23 protein-coding genes and 3 tRNA genes are annotated in these 21,373 nt (G+C 70.4%); 13 read left to right on the plus strand and 13 right to left on the minus strand.

Annotated features, from left to right (window positions below; all coding sequences use genetic code 11):
• From ABZU25_RS13395 to ABZU25_RS13415, 5 genes are all read left to right on the plus strand, one after another.
• Entirely contained in the window at positions 1–831 is an 831-nt protein-coding gene (locus tag ABZU25_RS13395) for a polysaccharide deacetylase family protein (RefSeq protein ID WP_355029599.1), read from the plus strand.
• Between the two features lie 154 nt (positions 832–985).
• Positions 986–1,058, plus strand: a tRNA-Glu gene (locus ABZU25_RS13400).
• A gap of 31 nt (positions 1,059–1,089) precedes the next feature.
• A tRNA-Asp gene (locus tag ABZU25_RS13405) sits at positions 1,090–1,163 on the plus strand.
• A 102-nt stretch (positions 1,164–1,265) separates the two neighbouring features.
• Positions 1,266–1,339 (plus strand) — tRNA-Phe (locus tag ABZU25_RS13410).
• Between the two features lie 567 nt (positions 1,340–1,906).
• A complete protein-coding gene (locus ABZU25_RS13415) occupies positions 1,907–2,305 on the plus strand; it encodes a tyrosine-type recombinase/integrase (RefSeq protein WP_355029600.1) in 399 nt (132 codons plus the stop codon).
• 264 nt (positions 2,306–2,569) lie between these two features.
• Here ABZU25_RS13415 and ABZU25_RS13420 read toward each other — a convergent pair whose 3' ends face one another.
• Positions 2,570–3,706 carry a hypothetical protein gene (locus ABZU25_RS13420; protein WP_355029601.1) on the minus strand — a complete coding sequence of 379 codons (1,137 nt, stop codon included), beginning with the start codon at positions 3,704–3,706 and terminating at the stop codon, positions 2,570–2,572.
• A 164-nt stretch (positions 3,707–3,870) separates the two neighbouring features.
• On the opposite strand from ABZU25_RS13420, the gene ABZU25_RS13425 reads away from it, so the two are divergent.
• The gene (locus tag ABZU25_RS13425) at positions 3,871–4,398 is read left to right on the plus strand and encodes an SRPBCC family protein (protein ID WP_355029602.1); all 528 of its coding nucleotides are present in this window, start codon (positions 3,871–3,873) and stop codon (positions 4,396–4,398) included.
• Positions 4,399–4,418: 20 nt separating this feature from the next.
• Here the strand turns inward: ABZU25_RS13425 and ABZU25_RS13430 are convergent, their stop codons facing one another.
• Positions 4,419–5,126 (minus strand): DUF2786 domain-containing protein, encoded by a 708-nt coding sequence (locus ABZU25_RS13430; protein ID WP_355029603.1) that lies wholly within the window; start codon positions 5,124–5,126, stop codon positions 4,419–4,421.
• Positions 5,127–5,252: 126 nt separating this feature from the next.
• On the opposite strand from ABZU25_RS13430, the gene ABZU25_RS13435 reads away from it, so the two are divergent.
• Positions 5,253–5,693 carry a hypothetical protein gene (locus tag ABZU25_RS13435; protein ID WP_355029604.1) on the plus strand — a complete coding sequence of 147 codons (441 nt, stop codon included), beginning with the start codon at positions 5,253–5,255 and terminating at the stop codon, positions 5,691–5,693.
• Between the two features lie 54 nt (positions 5,694–5,747).
• On the opposite strand, the gene ABZU25_RS13440 is transcribed toward ABZU25_RS13435, so the two are convergent.
• Positions 5,748–6,137: a hypothetical protein gene (locus ABZU25_RS13440; RefSeq protein WP_355029605.1), complete on the minus strand. Its 390-nt coding sequence runs from the start codon at positions 6,135–6,137 to the stop codon at positions 5,748–5,750.
• A 155-nt stretch (positions 6,138–6,292) separates the two neighbouring features.
• Between ABZU25_RS13440 and ABZU25_RS13445 the strand changes: the two genes are divergently transcribed.
• Positions 6,293–7,636, plus strand: a complete 1,344-nt coding sequence (locus ABZU25_RS13445) for an ABC transporter substrate-binding protein (protein WP_355029606.1) — start codon at positions 6,293–6,295, stop codon at positions 7,634–7,636.
• A 58-nt stretch (positions 7,637–7,694) separates the two neighbouring features.
• On the opposite strand, the gene ABZU25_RS13450 is transcribed toward ABZU25_RS13445, so the two are convergent.
• Positions 7,695–8,438, minus strand: coding sequence for an enoyl-CoA hydratase/isomerase family protein (locus ABZU25_RS13450; protein WP_355029607.1), 744 nt, complete (start codon positions 8,436–8,438; stop codon positions 7,695–7,697).
• Complete coding sequence (locus ABZU25_RS13455) at positions 8,435–9,292, minus strand: 3-hydroxyacyl-CoA dehydrogenase family protein (RefSeq protein WP_355029608.1); 858 nt, start codon at positions 9,290–9,292, stop codon at positions 8,435–8,437. Before ABZU25_RS13455 ends, ABZU25_RS13450 begins: the two co-directional genes overlap by 4 nt.
• A gap of 176 nt (positions 9,293–9,468) precedes the next feature.
• On the opposite strand from ABZU25_RS13455, the gene ABZU25_RS13460 reads away from it, so the two are divergent.
• The gene (locus tag ABZU25_RS13460) at positions 9,469–9,756 is read left to right on the plus strand and encodes a hypothetical protein (RefSeq protein ID WP_091396025.1); all 288 of its coding nucleotides are present in this window, start codon (positions 9,469–9,471) and stop codon (positions 9,754–9,756) included.
• Between the two features lie 43 nt (positions 9,757–9,799).
• Here the strand turns inward: ABZU25_RS13460 and ABZU25_RS13465 are convergent, their stop codons facing one another.
• On the minus strand, positions 9,800–10,579 hold the full coding sequence (locus tag ABZU25_RS13465; protein WP_355029609.1) for a class I SAM-dependent methyltransferase: 780 nt from the start codon (positions 10,577–10,579) through the stop codon (positions 9,800–9,802).
• A gap of 54 nt (positions 10,580–10,633) precedes the next feature.
• On the opposite strand from ABZU25_RS13465, the gene ABZU25_RS13470 reads away from it, so the two are divergent.
• Positions 10,634–11,023 carry a PPOX class F420-dependent oxidoreductase gene (locus ABZU25_RS13470; RefSeq protein WP_355029610.1) on the plus strand — a complete coding sequence of 130 codons (390 nt, stop codon included), beginning with the start codon at positions 10,634–10,636 and terminating at the stop codon, positions 11,021–11,023.
• A 112-nt stretch (positions 11,024–11,135) separates the two neighbouring features.
• Here ABZU25_RS13470 and ABZU25_RS13475 read toward each other — a convergent pair whose 3' ends face one another.
• Both ABZU25_RS13475 and ABZU25_RS13480 read right to left on the minus strand, forming a co-directional pair.
• Positions 11,136–11,345 (minus strand): BldC family transcriptional regulator, encoded by a 210-nt coding sequence (locus ABZU25_RS13475; protein WP_007073996.1) that lies wholly within the window; start codon positions 11,343–11,345, stop codon positions 11,136–11,138.
• 250 nt (positions 11,346–11,595) lie between these two features.
• A complete protein-coding gene (locus tag ABZU25_RS13480; protein ID WP_355029611.1) occupies positions 11,596–12,435 on the minus strand; it encodes a hypothetical protein in 840 nt (279 codons plus the stop codon).
• 193 nt (positions 12,436–12,628) lie between these two features.
• Between ABZU25_RS13480 and ABZU25_RS13485 the strand changes: the two genes are divergently transcribed.
• Complete coding sequence (locus tag ABZU25_RS13485) at positions 12,629–13,711, plus strand: Glu/Leu/Phe/Val dehydrogenase (protein ID WP_355029612.1); 1,083 nt, start codon at positions 12,629–12,631, stop codon at positions 13,709–13,711.
• A 301-nt stretch (positions 13,712–14,012) separates the two neighbouring features.
• The gene (locus tag ABZU25_RS13490; protein WP_272614600.1) at positions 14,013–14,228 is read left to right on the plus strand and encodes a DUF3073 domain-containing protein; all 216 of its coding nucleotides are present in this window, start codon (positions 14,013–14,015) and stop codon (positions 14,226–14,228) included.
• 136 nt (positions 14,229–14,364) lie between these two features.
• Here ABZU25_RS13490 and amcA read toward each other — a convergent pair whose 3' ends face one another.
• From amcA to ABZU25_RS13515, 5 genes are all read right to left on the minus strand, one after another.
• A complete protein-coding gene (amcA, locus tag ABZU25_RS13495) occupies positions 14,365–14,592 on the minus strand; it encodes a multiple cyclophane-containing RiPP AmcA (RefSeq protein WP_355029613.1) in 228 nt (75 codons plus the stop codon).
• Complete coding sequence (gene amcB / locus ABZU25_RS13500) at positions 14,561–15,664, minus strand: cyclophane-forming radical SAM peptide maturase AmcB (protein ID WP_355029692.1); 1,104 nt, start codon at positions 15,662–15,664, stop codon at positions 14,561–14,563. Before amcB ends, amcA begins: the two co-directional genes overlap by 32 nt.
• Positions 15,665–15,790: 126 nt before the next feature.
• Positions 15,791–16,945, minus strand: coding sequence for a phosphoribosylformylglycinamidine cyclo-ligase (gene purM, locus ABZU25_RS13505; protein WP_355029614.1), 1,155 nt, complete (start codon positions 16,943–16,945; stop codon positions 15,791–15,793).
• 59 nt (positions 16,946–17,004) lie between these two features.
• The gene (gene purF / locus ABZU25_RS13510) at positions 17,005–18,543 is read right to left on the minus strand and encodes an amidophosphoribosyltransferase (protein ID WP_355029615.1); all 1,539 of its coding nucleotides are present in this window, start codon (positions 18,541–18,543) and stop codon (positions 17,005–17,007) included.
• A gap of 165 nt (positions 18,544–18,708) precedes the next feature.
• Complete coding sequence (locus ABZU25_RS13515) at positions 18,709–19,062, minus strand: sterol carrier family protein (protein WP_355029616.1); 354 nt, start codon at positions 19,060–19,062, stop codon at positions 18,709–18,711.
• A 161-nt stretch (positions 19,063–19,223) separates the two neighbouring features.
• On the opposite strand from ABZU25_RS13515, the gene ABZU25_RS13520 reads away from it, so the two are divergent.
• Positions 19,224–21,290 (plus strand): hypothetical protein, encoded by a 2,067-nt coding sequence (locus ABZU25_RS13520; protein WP_355029617.1) that lies wholly within the window; start codon positions 19,224–19,226, stop codon positions 21,288–21,290.
• Positions 21,291–21,373: the final 83 nt, after the last annotated feature.

Below are 21,373 nucleotides of genomic sequence, written 5' to 3' on the forward strand. Positions count from 1 at the left end.
GTGAACTACCGTCGGGGGTCCGCCTACCCCGACCCCTCCGGGAGCGAGCAGATGCAAGCCCGCGCCGTTCTGGCGTCCGTCCTCGCCATGGCGCTGGTCTTGTCCGGTTGCGCCCAGCCGGACCGCACCATCGCAGCCGCCGGCACACCGCAGCCGGTGCAATCGACAACGCCCACCCCGTCGCCGCACCCCACCCTCGCCAAGCCGCCCAAGCCTCCGCTGCGACCACTGCCGGCCAAGCTCCCCGCCGGCCTGCGGCGCAACACCGGCGCGCGACCGGTGGTCCTGACCTTCGACGACGGGCCCAGCCCGGCCTGGACACCGAAGGTGCTCGACCAACTGCGGGCCTCCAAGGTGACTGCCACCTTCTGCGTCGTCGGCCGGGAGGTGCAGCGGCACCCGGAGCTGGTCCGCCGGATCATCCGCGAGGGACACCAGCTCTGCAACCACAGTTGGCGGCACGATCTCGACCTGGCACGGCGACCTGTCGCCGAGATCAGGGCCGACCTGGACCGCACCAACAAGGCCATCCAGGCGGCGGCACCCGGGACGAAGGTGTCCTTCTACCGGCAGCCGGGCGGCCGGTGGACGTCGGAGGTGCTCGGGGTGGCTAAGGATCTCGGCATGCGCCCCCTGCACTGGTCGGTCGACCCCCAGGACTGGGACAAGCCGACCGCCGCCACGATCGGCAAGCGGGTCCACGCCGCCGCCCGCCCCGGTGCCATCGTGCTGCTGCACGACGGGGGCGGCAATCGGGCCGCGACGCTCGCCGCCTGCCCCCATCTGATCGCGGACCTGAAGCAGCGCTTCGGCATCACCCGACTCCGTTAGAACACCCTTGAGCTGCGGTTATGACCCGATCCAAGCCATTGCCGATACCGATTTTGTTCACCGACCGGGCATCACGTATGCTTTCCAAGCCTCCGGCGGGGCCGGATGGGAGCAAGTCCGCTTGAAGTTGCAGATGTGCAATGATGGCGGGGCCGCCCTCATCGTCTAGCGGCCCAGGACGCCGCCCTTTCAAGGCGGTAGCACGGGTTCGAATCCCGTTGGGGGCACGACCGGCGCAAGCCGGAGCAACACAAGCTAGGTCCTGTGGAGCAGTTGGAGTGCTCGCCGCCCTGTCAAGGCGGAGGTCGCGGGTTCAAGTCCCGTCAGGACCGCAGCGCTGACGCCGCGCCTCGCGCGGCGTTCTGCGTATCGGAGCATGTCGCCCTCCCGTCGGTTCGTCCGGTTGTTGGGTAACATGGGCCGAGCAGCGGTACGGCCAGGTAGCTCAGTTGGTACGAGCGTCCGACTGAAAATCGGAAGGTCGGCGGTTCGACCCCGCCCCTGGCCACATAGCCTTTCGCCGGGCTACAGAGGTCCCCACCAGCGGAAACGCAGGTGGGGATCTTGCTGTATGCCCTCATCTCGCAACGATCGACGTTGCCCTTGGCTGACCGCTCTTGAGCTGTGATGTCCGCCGCCTATCGCACGTAGATCGCACGCCGCACCCTCCCCCACATGGCGACCCGCGCAACCACCGACTACCGCGCCGTCCGGACGGCCTCCCCCATCTCTGTCGAAGATCCCCGCCCGCAGGGCAATAGCTCTTGCAGTCCGCCAACTGTCCTGTCCGGCCGAACCTGGCACCTTCCGTGGCCAGCCCGCTTCCGAGCCTCGATCGGCAACGATGGGGTGGGCGGCATGGTTCGGCGGATGAAACTGAAGACGTGCAACTACCTACCCGGGGAGGCAAGGTGACTCAGCGCCCGCAGCACCAGCGGGGACGGTGCCCCGTCTGTAAACGCCTCGTAGCCCTCACCTCCGACGGAAGAGTTGCGCGGCACAACGGCACCATTCGCGCCTACGCCCCGCCCGAGGAGTGCCCCGGGGGTGGACAGCGAGCGGAAGCCACGGGGTCATGAGCAACAGCGCGGCCCTGCGTAGATGCCAAGTCGATCCGGACAGGTGCCACGGTGGTGCCAACTACAGCCGGACGGGACACCAACGCAGCCGGCCGGGCCGGCGCGGCCCGCTTGCGGGCCGCCTTGATGACCTGACCTTCCACGACCTACGGCACACCGGGCAGACCCTCGCCGCGCAGACCGGCGCGACCCTGGCCGACCTGATGAAGCGACTCGGGCACTCGTCCATGGCGGCCGCTCGCCGGTACCTGCACGCCGTCGACGGGCGTGACCGCGAGATCGCAAAGGGCTGTCGGAACTCGCCGCACACGGTGATGTCGCACGGCTGCCCCGGCACATCACGATGCAGAGCTAGTCGCACGGTGATCGCACGGTGGCCCTCTGCGGTGCTCTGACCTGCAAAAATGTACGTGCCTAAAAATCGGAAGGTCGGCGGTTCGACCCCGCCCCTGGCCACATGGCCTTTCGCCGGGCTACAGAGGTCCCCACCAGCGGAAACGCAGGTGGGAATCTTGCTGTTCGGGCACCTTTTCTCGGCGGTCCGCCGGAATGTGATCCACTCGGCTTACCGGATATCAGGGCATCCGGATACGCGGGATGCCGCGACATTGCCACAATCGCGTCGATCATGAGTTGGCGCTGGGTTCGCTGCCCGGCCGTCAGTCCTCGCGCCCCTGCTGGCGGTGCTGCGCCATGCCGCTCTGGATCGCCTCCCACACGCTGCGCCCGGCCTGTCGCAGCGTCTCCCCCGCCTGCTCGGCGAGCTGAGCCGCGCTCTGCGCTGCGGCCTGCGCCCCACCCAGGGGACCACTACCGCCGTCACCAGCCCCAGACGGGCTCGGGCCGGCGGCGGGCGACTGATCGGGTCGGTTGCGGGCCTGCCCGGTCGACGACTCCGCCGGGCCCTCGGTGCCCCGACCCGCCCCGGACGGCCGCTGCCCATCACCCGAATCTGCCGGCCGCTGCCCTTCGGGGTGGTGCCGCTCCCCGTGTTGCCGGCCTGCCGGTTGGTGGTCCTGCGTACCGCCGGACTCCGGTCGTAGCTGTTCCGCTGGCCCAAAGGGGGCCCCGGGTCCCCCAGCGCTGGGTCCCGGACCACCAGCGTGCGGCTCGGGGCCTCCCGCAGGTGGCCCCGAGCCCGGCCGACCGACGCCCGGCCGATCAGAACCTGGCCGATCGACGCCCGGCCTACCCGCTCCCGGCCGATCAGAACCTGGCCGACCCGCTCCTGGCCGACCCATTCCCGGTCGATCGGCGCCCGACCGATCGGCGCCCACTCGGTCGGCGCTCGACCGGTCGGCGCTCGACCGGTCGGCGCCCTCTCGGGTCGGGCCGGCGACGGTGCCGGCAGCGCCCACCGGCTGGCCCGGCCCGCCGAGTACGCCGTCGGAGCGGCGCGCCGACGCCTCGACCGCCACGGCCTCGTGGGCTGACTGCTGTGCGCTGCGGTTCACGTCGTCGAGGGCGGTGGCAGCCGTCCGAGCGAGCGCCTCGATGATCTGCGGGTTGTGGTCGAGTGTGTCGAGCGCTCGCCCGAGGATCATGGTCAACTGCTCCAACCGCACCCGCAGCTGCGCCTCGGCGTGCACCCCGTTGATGTCCAGCTCAGCGCTGGTCAGGTGCACCCGTACGCCGGCGTCGACCTGGATCAGGTTGGCCACCCGGGCCCGCAGCGAGAGGTCGGCGTCCAGGCCGTCGACCGCCAGCCGGATCGAGTCGACGGAAACCTTCGGAATGTCGAGCAGGACGTCCGGGTCCACCCGGTCCGGCTCCCGCTGCTGTGCGCTCTCGCTCATGCTCTCCCGCCCGCCTGCACACCGACCCGGTCGTCCGGGCCGTTCGGCGCGGTTACCCGCTTTCCGGCGGGGCATCCCGTCCGTGGCGCATCGACCACGGCCTGTCCGGAACCGGGCACCTGTGAAGCTGCACACGCGGGCATCAGCCGGTATGGTCCGGGCCTATGGGACAGGAAATGACTGATCCGGCCGACATCCGGCAGGACGTCGACCGGTTCTCCTTACGGTGCAGCCTCCACGTCCCGAGTTCCGCCGAGCAGGCATTCGCGGTCTTCACCGACGAGCTGACGGACTGGTGGGTCACCGAATACACCTGGTCCGGCCCGGACGCGCTGGCCGAGCTGGGCATGGAGCCGCAGGCTGGCGGCATGCTCTACGAGATCGGCCCGTACGGCTTCCGCGCCGACTGGGGTCGGGTGCTCACCTGGGATCCGCCGCGCCGGTTGGTCTTCGTCTGGCAGATCGGCCCCGACCGGGCGCCGGTGCCGGACCCGGCCCGCGCGAGCGAGGTCGAGGTGCTGTTCCAGTCCGAGGGGCCGGAGCGCACCCGGGTCGAGCTGGAGCACCGACACTTCGACCGGCACGGCGAGGCTGCCGAGGGATATCGCGAGGCGCTCACCGTCGGCTGGCACGAGTTGCTCACCCGCTACGTCGCGTCGGTGTCACGGCACCAGCCCACCAACCCCGCCTGACCGCCGCCGTCACGCGGTCGTCAGTGGCCGAGTTGCCGTGCCGGTGCGGTGCTGCCGCCGAGGTTCCGACCACCCAGGTCCGCGTGGCGGCCGGCCTCCGCCCCCGACCCGAAGCCGGTGCCGCCCAACCTGCGTGGCGGTGCGGTGCGCAGCCGCGGGTACTGCTCGGCGAGCCGCCGCTGCACCCGGTCGGACCGGTCGGCCAGCACCAGTGCCACCGACGGGGTCCCCGACTCGCTGGCCGCCGCCGTTTCCGCAGCCCAGAGCCGGCCTCCGATCACCTCCGCGAACCCGGCCAGCCAGGACCGGCGGAAGGCGGCGGGATGGTCGTCCGACGGCACCGCAGTGGCGGCCAGGCCGTGCGCCGCCTGCACGAGCAGTGAGGTGAAGAGCAGGTCCACCCGTTCCAGATCGCTGGCGAAGCCGAACAGGTGCAGCGCGAAGCCGTTGCCCTGCCGGCGGCGTACGCAGCGGCAGCGCAGTGGTTCGGCGACCGCGGCGAGCAGGCCGACCTTGTCGCGGGCGTAGGGGGCGACGATGTCCAGGACCCGGTCGCCGACCGGGTCGGTGGTCGGGTCACGGGCGGCGAGCAGCGCCCGGTCCACGCCGTAGCGGGCGATCAACTGGGTCGCCTTGGCGGTGAACGCCTCCGCCTCGGCGGGTGTGCAGGCCGGGTCCTCGGCTTGGGCGAGCAGCTTACGCACCTTGCTCAGCATGGCCTCGGACATGACTACAGAGCTATCACACGGGTCGGACACCACCGGGGCGGCACTGCGATCAATCGATCGTTATCATCGTCACGATCGATGATCAGTCCAATACGGACGGTCAGTCAACCGCTTCCGGAGGAATGCATGTCATCCCCAACCGCTCGGCTGTTCGCCGTCGCCACGGCCACCGCACTGCTCTTCGTCGGCGCGCCCGCACAGGCCGAACCGACCGGACCGGTCACACCGGTCAGCGCCGGGCCGAACATCTTCGCCCCGCTCGCCACCTGCTACGGCGGCGCGGTCCGGTCGTACTTCGAAACCGGCCGCTACGGTGGCCAGGCCGGCCAGTTCCGCACCACGACCCGCTGTCGCGACATCAACGTCCGCAACGCGAGCGTGTACGCCACCGAGGCGTGCGTGATCTTCGTCGACAAGACGAGCGCCTGCAACTACTGGACCTACCTCCCGGCCAACTCGGGCTGGATCACGGTGGCGACCAACGTCCGGGACGGGGTGAACTTCCAGGTCCGCTTCGAGAACCTGCGTTACGAGTACGAGCCGCTGATCGCGTACCACGCGTTCTGAGTGACCCGTGCGGTCGCGGCGTCCGTCCCGCCGGACGCCGCGACCCGACGGGCGTCACTCGGCGCGGCTGCGCAGGGTGGCGATCGTCGAGCCGGCGAGGGTGAGCAGGCAGTCCGGGAGCAGCCCGTCGGCCGCCGCGGCACCGAACAGCGCCGCTCCGGTCGGTTCGTCCCGATTGGCGTACGCGCTGACGAAGCGGGCCACCCAGCGGGTGTCGTAGTCAGCCTGCTCGATGCCCGGAAAGTCGAGCGCCGCCCCGCTGGCCGCTGGCGCGTCGCCGACCATCGTCGCGGCCAGGCACCACGCCACCCCGTACGCGCCGTCGAGGCCAGCCCGGTCGACAACCGCGTCGAACGCTCCCACCACCGCGTCCCCATCTCCGGTCAGCGCCGAGCGGAGCACGGCGGCCGCGTCGTCGAACGTCTGCTGTGGTAGGTCCGTCACGCAGCGCACAGTAGGACGGGCGGTCAAGTGACCTGGCGGCCGTCACTGTCCGTGTTCAACGCGAGCTACCTGCGCTTTACGCCACCTCCACGGTCCCGCCGCTGGCGCCGGCACGCTAATGTGCGCAGCGGACCTTCGCCGGAGGAAGGACGACCATGCTCGTATCACGCCGCTCGCGGGTGGCCTCACTGGCTGCCTGCGCGACGATCCTGCTCGCCACAAGCGCCTGCGGGGATGAAAAGGCCAAGGAGTCAAGCGCCCAACAGGTGCGCCTCTATGGCACGGACGGCAACATGCTCAACTCCTATCCCGCGGAGTTGAAGGAACGTGCAAGTCTCGTCGACGGGATGAAGGGGACCACGCCGCTCACCCCGTTGCCGGACGACTTCAAGAGCCGGTTACGGGTCGTCAATCCGGCGCTGACGGACTACCTGTACTCCGCCGAGACGTACGACGCGGTGGTGATCGCCGTGCTCGCCGCCCAGTTGGCCGGCAGCACCGACCCGGCTGCCATCGCCAAGCAGATCGTCGGTGTGACAAACGACGGGCAGCGCTGCGAGGACCCGGCCAGTTGTCTCACGCTGGCCCGTGCCGGGCAGGACATCGAGTACCGCAGCGTTTCGCTGACCCGGGCGGGGTTCACCGACAAGGGTGAGCCGGCCACTGCGAGCTACGCCACGCTGACCTTCGACGGGCAGCAGATCAACGACGGAAAGACCGAGTTCGTCGGGGCGGGCATCGAGTCGGCGGCGAGCACCAAGACGCCGCCAAAGGCGAAGAAGCAGCGGCCGAACGTGGACCCCGACCAGAAGCCGCTGATCCTGGGCGGCCTGCTGCCGAAGACCGGTGACCTGGCGATCGCCTACCCGCCGATGGCGGCCGGTGCCGCGTTGGCGATCAGGGAGGTCAACGCCGCCGGCGGTGCGCTGGGCAAGCCGGTGACCTGGCTGGATGGCGACGACGGCACCAGCCCGGTGGTGGCCAAGGCAACGGTGGCCAGGCACGTGACGGACGGTGTCAGCGTGATCATCGGCGCTGGCGGCTCGGGTATCTCCCGGGAGGTACTGCCGGACGTGGTGCAGGCGGGAAGGATCCTCTTCTCCCCGTCCAACACCGACAGCGGCCTGACCGACGTCGAGGACCGGGGCCTCTACTTCCGCACTGCCCCGCCGGACAGCCTGCAGGGCCGCGCACTGGCTGACGTGATCCTCCGCGACGGCTCGCAGAAGATCGTCATCGTCGCCCGCAAGGACTCCTACGGTGAGGGCCTTCAGGCCACCGTCCGTGACGAGCTGGAGAAGGCCGGCATCGCCGGCGACCGCCTCAAGCTGCTCACCTACGAGCCGCCCGCCGACGCCAAGGCTCCCCCGGTGGACTTTTCCGGTGGTGCCAACGAGATCAAGGACTTCGGCGCGGACGCCGTACTGATCATCGGCTTCGGCGAGTCGGCCTCGGTGATCCGTTCGCTGGCCGACAGCGGGGTGCAGATCCGGCACTGAGCCCCACCGCAGCCCCGAAACGGCCGCACCGGCAACCGCCGGTGCGGCCGTTCAGCGATCAACGGGTCCGGCGGCGCTCCAGGAACTCGGTCATCCGCCGGTGCTTCTCCTCGTCCTCGAAGAGCACCGCCTGGCTGACCAGGTCGAGGTGTGGGTGCGCGGCGGCGGGTGCGTCCACCGCCAGCTTCGTCAGCCGCAGCGCCAGCGGCGAGCCCAGGGCGATCTCGTCCAGCACCGCGTGCGCCACAGTGAGCAGTTCCTCGGGCTCGTCCACCACCCGGTTAACCAGACCGATCCGCAGCGCCTCTGCGGCGTCCACCCGCCGGCCGGTGAACAGCAGCTCCTTGGCCCTGCCCTCACCGATCAACGCGGGTAGCCGGTGGGTCGCGCCCGCGCCGGCCAGAATCCCCAACCGCACCTCCGGCTGACCGAAGACCGCCCGCGCCGTGCACACCCGCAGATCGCAGGCGTACGCCAGTTCCGCGCCACCGCCCAGCGCCGGTCCGTCGACGGCCGCGACGGTGGGCATCGGCAACGCCCGGATCCGAGCGAAGGCGGCGGAATTGATAGCGGCCAGGGCGTCCGTGCGGCCCCGCTCCCGGAGCTGAGCGATGTCGGCGCCACCGGCGAAGATGCCGGCCGTGCCACCGGTGAGCAGCAGCAGCCGGGGGCGCGCTTCCAACTCGGCGCAGACCTGGTGCAGCTCGGCGATCAGGTCAGCGTCGATGGCGTTGCGCTTCTCCGGCCGGTCCAGGGTCACCACCAGCCGGTCCGGCCGCTCCTCGATCCGCAGCCCGCTCACTGCTTGACCCCGCCGTTCCACAGGTAGAAGCCGTGCCCCGACTTCTTACCCAGCCGCCCCTCGTCCACCATCTCCACGAGCAGCGGCGGCGGCGCGAAGCGGTCCCCGTACGCGGCCTGCAGGGTACGGGCGATGTCCAGCCGGACGTCGAGGCCAACCAGGTCGGTGAGCTCCAACGGCCCGATCGGGTGCCGGTAGCCGAGCACCATCGCCTTGTCGATGTCGGCTGGGCTGGCCACCCCGTCGGCGACCATCCGGATCGCCTCCAGCCCGAGGGTGACCCCGAGTCGGGAGGTGGCGAAGCCGGGCAGGTCGCGTACGACGACGGGGTCCTTGCCCAACCGGCCGGCGAGCGCGACGGCCGCGGCGGTGGTCTCCTCGGCGGTGGCCGGGCCGACCACGACCTCCAGGAGGGCCATCGCCCAGACCGGGTTGAAGAAGTGCAGGCCGAGGAAACGCTCGGGCGCGTCCAGCCCGGCGGCCAGTTCACCGATGGCGATGCTGGAGGTGTTGCTGGCCAGCAACGCCGGGCGCAGTGCCTCGGCGTCGCGCAGCACCGCCCGCTTCAGGTCGAGCCGCTCCGGCACCGCCTCCACGATCACCTCGGGGGCGGGGGCGACCTCGGCGAGCGTCGGACGCAGCGTGACCAGCTGCCGGTGCGTGGCGGCCTCGTCGGCGCTCAGCATTCCGCGCTGCACGGCCCGCTCCCACAGCTCGGCGAGCCGGTTCAGCGCGGTCCTGCCCCGCTCCGGGTCCACCTCGACCAGTTCGACGGTGTGCCCGGCCCCGGCCGCCACGTACGCGATGCCGAGCCCCATCGTGCCGGCACCGACAACCACGAAACGTCCGCTCATCACGCCTCCCTGTCCCGCCTGCCGGCGCGCGGGGTCCCCGCCACACCGAGCTGGGTGTTTCGCCTGCTCCGCTCGCTCATGCTGCGACCCTAGACAGCTCGACGATCCGGTCCATGCTTGGGGGAGCGCGGGATCGGGTAATGACGGCCCGTCAATCGAGGGAAGGACCAGTCGACATGAGCCAGGCACCGGAGAGCGTCACCGACGGGGAGATCGTGGAGACCCGGGGCGACGAGCGGGTCGAGCTGCTGCGCGCGGACACCAACAACGACGGCAAGACCGATGTGTGGGTGGTGGACACCGACGGCGACGGCAAGGCCGACCTGTTCCAGTTCGACACCGACGGTGACGGCAAGGTGGACATCACCATGGTCGACATCGACGAGGACGGCCAGCCGGACGAGGTGGTCGACGGCGACGGCGGCCTCCCGCCCGAGCAGCTCCCGCCGACCGTCCAGGTCTGAGCGGAACGACGGCCCCTGCGCTGGCTGGCGCAGGGGCCGTCGCTCACTCGGCGAGGCGCAGGGTGGCCAGGTAGTAGGGGGCGTCCCGGTCGTCCACATCGGTCAGCCGCCAGCCGGTGCCGTGCACCAGCGAGGCGAACTCGTCGGCCGAACAAACCAGGTAGTCGAACCATTCGGTGCTCAGCTCGCGGTAGCGCAGCCGGAGCCGGAGTTGACCGCCGAGCCGGCCCCGACGGCGGTTGCGCTCGTGGTAGCTGGTGTGCAGCGGGTCGCGGGTGCCGTACGGGTCGGTGCCGTGCGCGATGATCTGCGCTCCCGGTCGGGCCAGCGCGGCGAGCGCGGCCAGGAATCCGGGGGCACGCTGCCGACCCTCGAACAACCCGAGGTTGTTGCCGAGCAGCAGGAACGTGTCGTACCGCTGACCGTCGGCGACGTGCGTGTCGACGGTGCCGTGCACCAGCCGCCGGACGCCACGACGCCGGCTGACCGCGAGCGCGCCCGCGGAGGTGTCCAGCCCGGTGACCGGTACGCCGCGCTCCTGGAGCAGCAGCGCGATCCGGCCGGCGCCGGTGCCGATGTCGAGCGTCTCGCCGCGTACCCGGTCCACGGCCCGGTGGTCGTACGGCTGCCACTCCCGCGGCCCGTCCAGGTAGTGCGCGGCCGGAGCGCCATTGATCAGACCGTCGTCCCGCTCGATGATCTCGATGACCGGCCGGGGTAGTCGGCCGCCGACAAGCGGTCGGGGGCCCACCCCGGTGGCCACGGCAAGCGTGTCCCGCAGCAGTTCGCCGATCACGTCACCGATTTGAGGCTCGCCCGTCACGACGTTCACGCTATCTGTCCACTCAGCGGCCGGTAGCGGCCGTATCCTGGCGGCGTGACCACGCTGGACCGGCTGGCGGCCGAGAAGTACATCCTGCTCACGACCTTCCGCAAGGACGGTCGGGCGGTGCCGACCCCGGTCTGGGCGGTCCGCGACGGTGAGGCGCTGGCGGTCTGGACCCGGGCCGACTCGGGCAAGGTCAGACGGATCCGGAACAACGGCCAGGTGACAGTGGCACCCTGCGACGTGCGGGGGCGTCCGCACGGGGCGGAGGTGTCAGCTCACGCCACGATCTGTGGCGGCGGTGACACCGGCCGGGTTCGTGATCTGCTCAAGCACAAGTACCGGCTGATCGGCCGGCTGAGCCTGCTGGGCAGCCGGTTGCGCCGCGGCGAGGGCAGCACGGTCGGCATCCGCGTGACGCTGACCGAGGGCCCGCGTTGAGCGTGACGCTGACCGAGGGCCGACGCTGAGGTCGGTCGCACCTCGCCCCGGCCATGGAAAGGGGCGGCGGATCGAGATCCACCGCCCCTGACCGGAAAAACTGGTGCCGCTCTCAGTCGCCCTGCCGCTGCTGCGGGATCTGACCCTGCAGCAGCGCCCTGACCTCCGACTCGCGGTATCGACGGTGGCCACCCAGAGTGCGGATGGCACTGAGCTTGCCCGCCTTCGCCCACCGGGTCACCGTCTTCGGGTCGACACGGAACATCGACGCCACCTCGGCCGGCGTGAGTAGCGGCTCTGGTTCGTGCGTTCGCGATGCCATCGGTCACTCCTCCACGTGTATAGACATCGGCCGGGGTCCCGCCGGCCGACGCGTCTCCCATGGTCCGGCTAGTCCCCGATGTCCGACATGGGCCGAACGGATGAAGGTCCCTAGACGGACGGATGAACCATGCCCGATTTTTACGACTTTTACACGGCAGAATCTACCTTATTCGGACTCATGATCACGGTTCGTGATGCGTCAACTACGAGCACAACTCACCTTGGGAGCGCTCCTACGACCATTTGCCCTAGTTGCACCGCTCCAGCAGCTGCACAGCGCGCCACCGGGCCACCAACTTGTCGTACGCGGCGGACGCCTCCTCGGCCTCACCCCGCGACAGCCCCGCCAGGCCCTCGGCGACCAGTTCGGGCGAGTCATCCGCCGCGAGAGTCTCGTCGGAGAGCAGGTCAACCAGGCCGCCGTAGTCCAATTCGACAACCGACCGAGGATGGAACTCCTCCAGCCAGCGAGCCGCCTCCTCCACCGCCTCGGTGATCGGCGCCTCGCCCACCGACTTGCGCAGCACCGACAACGCCCGTGACGACCGACGACGGGCCTTGGAGATCTCCGTGCGGTAGCGCAGCGCCCGTCGGCCCGGCTGGGTCACCAGATCCCGTTCGGCGGGCTCGAAGAGCACGAACCAGCGCAGCGGCACGCCCCACGTGGCGATCTGCTCGTGCACCCGGGGCACGCCGTGCTCCAGCACCCGGGCCCCGCTGCGCCAGTCGTCGACCACCGCCCGGGCCTGCCCGGCCAGCACCGGCGGCACGAAGGCGTCGGCGAGCACCGAGGGCACCCCGTCCCGGGCGCTGAGCGCCGCCTCAGCGACCCGGATCCGCAGGTTCCACGGGCAGACCAGCAGGCTGTCGTCCGTCTCCAGGACGTACGCCTCCTCCGGCAGGTCCGGCAGCCGGGTCCAGCCAGCGCCCAGCGCCTCGATCACCGCCGTCCGTTGCCGGCCGGGACCCTCGACCGGGGCCACCGCCCGCCCCTCCGAGACGTAGCGGCGCCAGTAGCTCTGCCGGTCTCGGTCGAAGGCGGTCAACGGTTCGTACACGCGCAGGTAAGAAGCGAAGAGCGACGGCACGGCGCGATCCTCCCACGAACCGCACCCGTACGCGGTCAGCGGCCGGACCACACGCGCCGCAACATGGGACGGCGGCGGCGCGTCGAGCGCTCGCACGGCGGCCGATACTAGGCTCGATCACACCGGCAGCATCCCCGCCGGCGTCCACCAGGTCCGCGTCCCACAAGGGCGCACACCACTCCAGGAGCCAACAATGGGTGTATTCGCGAGCACCGACGACCCGGTATCGACCGGTCACGAACAGGTCGTGTTCTGCCAGGACAAGCAGAGTGGCCTGAAGGCGATCATCGGGATCTACTCCACCGCGCTGGGTCCGGCGCTCGGCGGCACCCGCTTCTACCCGTACGCCAGCGAGGAGGACGCCCTCGCCGACGTGCTCGACCTATCGCGCGGGATGGCGTACAAGAACGCGCTCGCCGGGCTGGACCTGGGCGGTGGCAAGGCCGTCATCTGGGGCGACCCGGAGCAGATCAAGAGCGAGGCGTTGCTGCGCGCGTACGGTCGCTTCGTGGAGTCGCTGGGCGGTCGCTACTACACCGCCTGCGACGTCGGCACGTACGTGGCGGACATGGACGTCGTGGCCCGGGAGACCCGCTACGTGACCGGGCGCAGCGTGGAGCACGGCGGCGCCGGCGACTCGTCGATCCTCACCGCCTGGGGCGTCTTCCAGGGCATGCGGGCGGCGGCCGAGCACGTCTGGGGCACTCCGAGCCTGCGGGGCCGGCGGATCGGTGTGGCCGGGTTGGGCAAGGTCGGCAAATACCTCACCGGGCACCTGCTCGAAGATGGCGCCGAGGTGGTCGCCACCGACGTCAACCCGAAGGCCCTGGCCTGGGTACGCACCAACCACCCGCAGGTCACCCTGCTGGACGACGCCAGCGCGCTGGCCGCCGCGGACATCGACGTGTACGCGCCCTGCGCGCTGGGTGGCGCCCTGAACGACGACACCGTGCCGGCGCTGCGCGCCAAGGTGGTGGCCGGCGCGGCGAACAACCAGCTCGCCCACCCGGGCATCGAGAAGCTGCTGGCCGACCGGGGCATCCTCTACACCCCGGACTACGTCGTCAACGCGGGCGGCGTCATCCAGGTGGCCGACGAGATCGAGGGCTTCAACTTCGAGCGGGCGAAGCTGCGGGCGACCCGGATCTACGACACCACCCGCGAGATCCTGCGCCTGGCTGACGCCGAGGGTGTGCCGCCGGCGGTGGCCGCGGACCGGCTGGCGGAGCGGCGGATGGCGGACATCGGCCGGCTGCGCGGGATCCACCTGCGCTGAGCGTTCCCCGGAGGCGGATCGACGGGATCCGCCTCCGGGCCCCCATGGCCGGCTCGCCTGGGTAAGCTGAAGTCGGGTCAACTTTGATGCGGTTTGTCCGGTGTCACGGGTGCTAACCGTTCCGCTCCTTACCCGGTACACTGGGTGACGGCCGGATCGACGCGACGCGCAGAGCCGGCTGACGGTAACCCGAGGTGCCGAACGATGGCATCCCCATGTACCGTAAGAGCCACGAGAGATGCCTGACGTCATCGGGGCCCGCCTTCGGGCTGCCCCGCATTCTGTGCGAGGGGGTCGAGCCATGGGGCGCGGCCGTGCTAAGGCCAAGCAGACAAAGGTGGCCCGGGAGTTGAAGTACCACTCCCCGAACACCGACCTCACCGCCTTGCAGCGCGAACTGGCGGGTGCTGGTAAGTCTGAGCACCACTTCGTCGACGACTCGAAAGAGTCCGTCGACGACGATGATGAGGATCACGCGGACGACGATCCGGATCCCTGGGTCCGTCCGACCCGCTGACCGCTCGACGCAACTGAGCACGCGGTAAGTCCGCGTGCTCACGCACGTTCCGTGCAGGTGCAGTAGCCGACGATCAGGGGCCTGACCCGACCGGAGTCACTCCGGTCGCTCGACAGGCCCCCGATCGTGGCTCCCCTCAGCGTGGGCGGTTGTTCCAGTTGTAGAACGTCGGGATGTTCTCGAAGTGGTTCCAGGCGCAGACCGCGCTGGCGCCGTCGCTTCCCGAAACCTCGGAGCGCAGCCTCCGCGCGTCCTCGGCCTCCTGCAGCAGCGCGATGAGCGCGGGACCCGCCTCCCGCACCCGTTCGGTGACGCCGTCGTCCGCTTCGCGCTCAGGGCGCCGGTGACTGGTGGTCTCGGGCATGCTCCAACACTCCCTCCAATAGGCGGATCTTGCTGTTGCGGCAGTGCTCGGTCTCGGTACCGTCAAAACGCCCCAGCTCGAAGTATCGGTTGGCGGCATGGCCACCCCCGCAGAAGCCGAAGTACGGGCAGGAGACCCGGCACGCCTCCACCCCAGCCAGGAACTCGCCGACCCACGGCGTCGCCCCCGCACCGGCGAGGATCTCCGCCAGCGGGGTCTGCAACACGTTGCCACTGCTGAAGTCGCCATAGCGAGGGTCGCTGAAGCCGGCCAACTCCGGGGACAGCACGATCACCGAGCCGTCGTGACCGATCGTCGGGATCGGGTCCAACTGGCGGGGCAGCACCCCGTCGGCCGAGTTGTCGAGCACGGCCGCGGCGTAGCGCAGCGACCACTCGATCTCACGCAGGTGGATTCGGGGCTCCCGACGCCAGGCCGCGACCAGTTCGGCCCAGAAACCGGTCACCGCCGCCGGGTCGTGGCTGTTGTCGCGGGTGTTGACCCCTTCGGTCTCCTCGATGTTGACGCCCAACACGTCGCAACCCAGGTCGAGGAAGTAGTCGTACAGCTCGGTGGCGAGCCCCGGCTCCGGACGGGACACCACTGCCAGCGCGGAGAACGGCAGGCCGTGCCGACGCAGCGCGGCGACGCCCCGCACGATCCGGTCGTACGCCGGCTGGCCGCCCCGGTTGACCCGGTCACCGTTGCGCGCCCGGGGCCCGTCGACGCTCACGCTCACCCGCATCTCGTGCCGGGTGAAGAAGTCACACCAGTCGTCGTCGATCAGGGTGGCGTTGGTCTGCACGTGATGCTCGACCTCGGGCCCGAACGGGGCCATCAGGTCGGCCAGGTGCTCCCGGCCGGCCGCCAGCGGCTCACCGCCGTGCCACACCACCGAGAACCGGCCCGTCGTCGCCCAGGGGTTGACCGCCGCCGCGACCGCCACCGCGACCGCCACCGGCATCCGCTGGTCGGCGGCCCGAAACGGCAGATAGCAGTACGTGCAATCGAGGTTGCAGAGGGTGGTCGGCTGCATGACGACGTACGACGGGACGGCCGCCAGACCGCGCATCCCGCTGAACGACTGTCCCCGAGCAGCCATCACCCTCCTCCGCCTAGCCTGAGCCCTTCAGGCTAGGCGGCATTGGCCACTCGGGTGAAGCCCTGATCAGGTGCCCGTACGATCACCAGCGTGTGATCAACCTCGGGTGTGCTGACCGACCATCTGCACATTGCCGGTGCCCTCGATGATCTCGCCAGCCGGCCACGCCTCGACCCCACGGCCGGTCAGCGTGGCCAGCGCGCGGTCAGCGTCCTCGGCCGACACGATCGCGAACATGCCGACGCCCATGTTGAACGTCGACTCCATGTCCTGGTCGTCGATGCGACCCTTCGACTGGATCAGGTCGAAGATCGGCTGCGGCTTCCACGTGGACCGGTTGACCACCGCGTCGACGTGCTCCGGCAGCACCCGGACCAGGTTGCCGGGGATGCCGCCGCCGGTGATGTGGGACAACGCCCGCACCTCCGCCTCGGCGATCAGCTTGAGGCAGTCCTTGGCGTAGATCTTCGTCGGAGTGAGCAGCTCCTCGCCCAGGGTCCGCTGCCGACCGAAGTCGTCGATCACGATGTCCAGTCGCATCCGGGCGGCGCCGAGCAGCACGTGCCGGACCAGCGAGTAGCCGTTGGAGTGCAGGCCGGACGAGCGCATGGCGATCACCACGTCGCCCACCTCGACCCGCTCCGGGCTGAGGATGTCGGCTTCCTCGACCACGCCGACGCCGGTCGCGGAGATGTCGTACTCGTCCGGGCGAAGCACTCCGGGGTGCTCCGCGGTCTCCCCACCCAGCAGGGCGCAGCCGGCGTAGCGGCAGCCGTCCGCGATGCCCGCGCCGATCTCGGCGACCTTGTCCGGCACGACCTCGCCGGTGGCGATGTAGTCGAGCAGGAACAGCGGCTCGGCACCACAGGCCACCAGGTCGTCCACGACCATCGCGACCAGGTCGATGCCGACGGTGTCGTGGATGTCCATCTGCTGAGCGATCACCAGCTTGGTGCCCACGCCGTCGGTGGAGGACGCCAGGATCGGGCTCTTGTACTTCTTCGTGTCCAGTCGGAACAGACCGGCGAACCCACCGAGGTCACCCAGCACCTCAGGGCGGCGGGTCTGGCGCACCTTCGACTTGAGCAGCTCCACCGCGCGGTCGCCCGCGTCGATGGAGACTCCGGCGTCGGCGTACGAAACCGAGCGTTTGCGGGCCTGCCGGCTGGTGCCGGCCGTCCAGGGCTGTCGGTCGCCGCCGGCGCCGGTCGGGCTGCTTCCTGCGCCGTTGCGCTCGGACACGTGCGTCACGGTTCTCCCCTTTGGTTCTCGGTGCCGCGCCGACGGTGGCCGGGCCGCGCCGGTTGGTGCTACGGGCGGTTTGCGGTAACGCCACCCGGAGTGGCGACGGACGAGCCGTTGGTGTGCGGGGCTTCCGGCGTCGAGTTCGCGACCCGTCGCCCCACCCCTTCGAGCACGTGCTTGCCGATCAGGTTGCCTTCCGGCAACTCGATCGGGTACTCCCCATCGAAACATGCCCGACACAGCCGGGTCTTCGGCTGCTCGGTTGCGGCGATCAGACCAGGAAGGGAAACGTAACCCAGCGTGTCGGCGCCGATCGAGCGCCGGATGCCGTCGTTGTCCAACCCGTTGGCCAGCAGCTCCGCCCGGGTGGCGAAGTCGATGCCGTAGAAGCACGGCCAACTGACGGGCGGGGAGGAGATCCGGACGTGCACCTCCAGCGCCCCCGCCTCGCGCAGCATCCGGACGATGGCGCGCTGGGTGTTGCCCCGCACGATCGAGTCGTCAACGACCACCAACCGCTTGCCCCGGACGTTCTCCCGCAGCGGGTTGAGCTTGAGGCGGATGCCGAGCTGACGCAGGGTCTGCGACGGCTGGATGAACGTGCGGCCCACGTACGGGTTCTTCATGAGGCCGGCGCCGTAGGTGATGCCGGACGCCTCCGCGTAGCCGATCGCGGCCGGGGTGCCGGACTCCGGCACCGGGATCACCAGGTCGGCCTCGACCGGGTGCTCCTTGGCCAACTGCCGACCAATCTGCACCCGCGCCGCGTGGACGTTGCGCCCGGCGATCGTGGCGTCCGGGCGGGCGATGTAGACGTACTCGAAGAGGCAGCCCTTCGGCTCGGGCGCGGCGAACCGGGTGGAGCGCAGCCCGTTCTCGTCGATCGCGATCAGCTCGCCCGGCTCGACCTCGCGGACCACACTCGCGCCGACGATGTCCAGGGCGGCAGTCTCACTGGCCACCACCCATCCGCGCTCCAGACGGCCGAGCACCAGCGGGCGGACGCCGTGCGGATCGCGGGCCGCGTAGAGGGTCGACTCGTCCATGAAGACGAAACTGAACGCGCCGCGCAGCTGCGGCAGCACCTCCAGTGCGGCCGCCTCGACCGACAGATCCGGTCGGCTGGCGAGCAGCATCGTCACCAGGGAGGTGTCGTTTGTCGAACCGTCCGCGATGAGGCCGCGCTCGGCGACCTCCTTCTCCAGCTCGGCGGTGTTGACCAGGTTGCCGTTGTGGGCCAGCGCGATGGTCGTGCCGGAGGTGGTGGACCGGATCGTCGGCTGGGCGTTCTCCCAGTTGGACGCGCCGGTAGTGGAGTAACGGGCGTGCCCGATGGCCAGGTGGCCGCGCAGGCTCGCCAGGGTGGGCTCGTCGAAGACCTGGGCCACCAGGCCAAGATCCTTGTAGACCACCACACCGGAGCCATCGCTGACCGCGATGCCCGCTGCCTCCTGGCCGCGGTGCTGCAGGGCGTAGAGGCCGAAGTAGGTCAGATTGGCAACCTCTTCGCCGGGCGCCCAGACGCCGAAGACACCACAGGCGTCTTGGGGGCCAGGTCGTTGTGGGTCAAGGTCGTGGCTCAGCCGGCCGTCGCCTCGGGGCACTACCGCTCCCTCATGCTGGTCTGGACCGGCTGGGCGGGATCACTGGCGGATCCACACTCGTCTGCCGGGACCACTCTCATCGCCTGACAGTGTACGCGAATCGCCATCGACACAGATAGTCACGTTTCCCATGCTGAGCGTCACGATCAGTAGGACATCGGACGATCAGAGGGGCAGATAGGCAGAGAGGTCAGCCCGGACGCCGCTCATCTGGACACGACCCTCGGTGACCGCCTCCGCCCACCCGATCCGTCCGGTAGCCAGCTCCAACCACGTGTCGGCGGCCATCTCGACCACGTTTGACGGGTTTCCCCTGGTGTGTCGAGGACCGGGTACGCACTGGATCGCACCGTATGGTGGGACGCGCACCTCCACCGATCGGCCGGGGGCGCGCTCCGCGAGGACGGCCAACAGCGACCGGACCGCCTCTCGGAACACCGGCCGTTCGGGTGTACGCCCCTCGTCGAGCGCCGACAACGCCGCCGCAACGGCAGCGGACTTACTGTGCGGAGAGGACACGAAGGGACGATACGACCCCCAGGCCGAACACCTGACGTTGGCCCTGGGTCGCGCCGATCCAGTCGGACAAGGCATAGTTGCCGACGGCGTATTCGAACCGTGATGATCCCCGGCCCGGCGCCCCGCCGGTCGGAGGGAAGTCAGCCCGGAAGGCGGTGGACGTGTCAACACACCGACGTGCCTGGAACCAGCGGGCCGGTGTGGTCGTAGCGCTGGTTGCCGGCGCTCTGCTCACCGTCCCCGCCACACCAGCAATGGCCGCTCCCAAGGTCACCGACGTCTCAGCCTCACCAGGCACCGTCCAAGCGGGCGGCGAGACGACAGTGAGCTACACGCTCAGCTTTGACGACCCGGCAGTGCCCGCTGATGTAACTGTCAGCTCCGACAACTCCAAGCTCCAGTGCATTGAGGGCTGCTCGCAGGGGAACGTGAGCGAGGCCAAGACCTACACCGCCAAGTTCAAGTTGGCAGACGACGCCTCGAACGGGTCCACCCGCATCACCGTCAAGGCCAGTGCTGGGCTTGGGAACGGGCAGGGCTCGACCACGGTCAACCTCGCAGCCAAGGCCGCTCCGCCCCCGCAGGTGCAGACCGTGCAGTCGATCTCCGGCAAGGTGGTCGTACAGGCCGACAGCAAGGCGGTGCCGAACGCGGTGGTCATGCTGCTGGACAGCACCGGCAAGCGCTTCGACACCACAAGCGACGGCAGCGGCAACTTCCGCTTCACCGGCAGCACGAGCAACCCGATCACACCGGGTCGGATCGACCTGGGTGCCACCTTCGACAACGTGCAGGCCCGGAAGACTCTGAACGCCGCTGCCGGGCAGTCCATCACCGGGCAACGGATCAGCCTCGCGATCAAGGTCGAGGTGACGCCCAGCGCCACACCGTCCGCCACCGCCGAGGCGACTCCCCCGGAGGAGCCGGCCGACGAGGGCGCGGAGGACGAGGCCGCCGACGACGCCAGCGCCGGCCCTCCGGCGAACGCCTCGAAGAACGAGGACGGCGGCGGCGCGGGCTCGTACCTGATCATTCTGCTCGGTGGTCTGCTGGTGGCCGCTGGTGTGGGCACGATCGTCCTGCTCTGGATGAAGCGCAAGGAAAGCGGCGGCGACGACGACGCCCCGGCTGCGGCTGGTGGCGGCGGTGTGGTGCCGCCGGCACGGGGCGGTTTCCGCGGCCCCGACGACCAGACCCGGATGGTCGGCGGCCGGCCCGGTGGCGGGGCGGACCCGACCATGGTCGGCGGTGCGGCGCTGAGCGAGGCACCGACGATGATGCACCGCCCGGTGGTCGACGACGTCCCACCGGACCCGTACGGTGCGCCGGCGCAGGCGTACGGCGGTGCGGGGCAGCAGGGTTGGGGCGGCGCCGGCTACGGCGACGAGCCAGCACCCGGCGGGTACGGGGCCGGCGGTTACGGCAACGCCCCCGCGTCGGGTGGCGGTTACGGCAACGCGCCCGCCTCCGGTGGCGGTTACGGCGCCCCGGCAGGTGCCGAGGGCGGCTACGGCGCCGGTGACGGCTACGGTGCGACACCCGGTTCCGGCGCTGGTTACGGCGGCGCGCCGGCCTCCGGCGGCGGCTACGGCGGCGCGCCCGCGTCCGGTGGCGGCTACGGCAACGCGCCGGCCTCCGGCGGCGGTTACGGCAGCCGCGACTACGCGGCTCCGGCCGGGGGGACCGCCGCCTACCCGCCGGCTCCCGCTGGTGGAGCGGCCTACGGCGAGCGGTACGACGAGCCGACCGGCCGGTACACCGGCGACACCCAGTACCCGGCACCGGCCGACCCGTACGCCACCGGCGTCTACCAGCCGGAGCAGGGACAGGGGTACGGCCAACCCGACCCGGCTCCGTACGGCGGCCGGACCGCCGAGCCGACCGCCGGGTATGGCGGCCAGCAGGCCGGCGGCTACGAGCAGGGCGGCTACGGTCAACCGGCTGGCGGGTACGACCAGGGCGGCACCTACGGTCAGGAGCCTCCGCCGCAGCAGCGCGGCGGCTACGACGACCGAGGCTACGAGCAGGGCGGCTACGGTCAACCGGCCGGCGGGTACGACCAGGGCGGCACCTACGGTCAGGAGCCTCCGCCGCAGCAGCGCGGCGGCTACGACGACCGAGGCTACGAGCAGGGCGGCTACGGCCAACCGGCCGCCGGTCGGTCCCGACCGGAGACCCCGCCGCCGACCGACCGGGGCGGCCGACGCCTCGACTGGCTGGACGACTGACCGACCACAGCGCACGGAAACGGCCACCCGGATCTCCGGGTGGCCGTTTCGCACTCAAGATCTACTCGTGGTCAATGAAGTCG

The sequence above is a fragment of the Micromonospora sp. NPDC005215 genome, from assembly GCF_040607915.1.
GTDB lineage: Bacteria > Actinomycetota > Actinomycetes > Mycobacteriales > Micromonosporaceae > Micromonospora.

Bases quoted from the DNA above. Each gene is read 5' to 3' on its own strand.
- ABZU25_RS13415 (WP_355029600.1), top strand. From the start codon at position 1,907: ATGAGCAACAGCGCGGCCCTGCGTAGATGCCAAGTCGATCCGGACAGG.
- ABZU25_RS13420 (WP_355029601.1), bottom strand. From the start codon at position 3,706: ATGAGCGAGAGCGCACAGCAGCGGGAGCCGGACCGGGTGGACCCGGAC.
- ABZU25_RS13425 (WP_355029602.1), top strand. From the start codon at position 3,871: ATGGGACAGGAAATGACTGATCCGGCCGACATCCGGCAGGACGTCGAC.
- ABZU25_RS13430 (WP_355029603.1), bottom strand. From the start codon at position 5,126: ATGTCCGAGGCCATGCTGAGCAAGGTGCGTAAGCTGCTCGCCCAAGCC.
- ABZU25_RS13435 (WP_355029604.1), top strand. From the start codon at position 5,253: ATGTCATCCCCAACCGCTCGGCTGTTCGCCGTCGCCACGGCCACCGCA.
- ABZU25_RS13445 (WP_355029606.1), top strand. From the start codon at position 6,293: ATGCTCGTATCACGCCGCTCGCGGGTGGCCTCACTGGCTGCCTGCGCG.
- ABZU25_RS13455 (WP_355029608.1), bottom strand. From the start codon at position 9,292: ATGAGCGGACGTTTCGTGGTTGTCGGTGCCGGCACGATGGGGCTCGGC.
- ABZU25_RS13460 (WP_091396025.1), top strand. From the start codon at position 9,469: ATGAGCCAGGCACCGGAGAGCGTCACCGACGGGGAGATCGTGGAGACC.
- ABZU25_RS13475 (WP_007073996.1), bottom strand. From the start codon at position 11,345: ATGGCATCGCGAACGCACGAACCAGAGCCGCTACTCACGCCGGCCGAG.
- ABZU25_RS13485 (WP_355029612.1), top strand. From the start codon at position 12,629: ATGGGTGTATTCGCGAGCACCGACGACCCGGTATCGACCGGTCACGAA.
- ABZU25_RS13490 (WP_272614600.1), top strand. From the start codon at position 14,013: ATGGGGCGCGGCCGTGCTAAGGCCAAGCAGACAAAGGTGGCCCGGGAG.
- amcA (WP_355029613.1), bottom strand. From the start codon at position 14,592: ATGCCCGAGACCACCAGTCACCGGCGCCCTGAGCGCGAAGCGGACGAC.
- amcB (WP_355029692.1), bottom strand. From the start codon at position 15,664: ATGCGCGGTCTGGCGGCCGTCCCGTCGTACGTCGTCATGCAGCCGACC.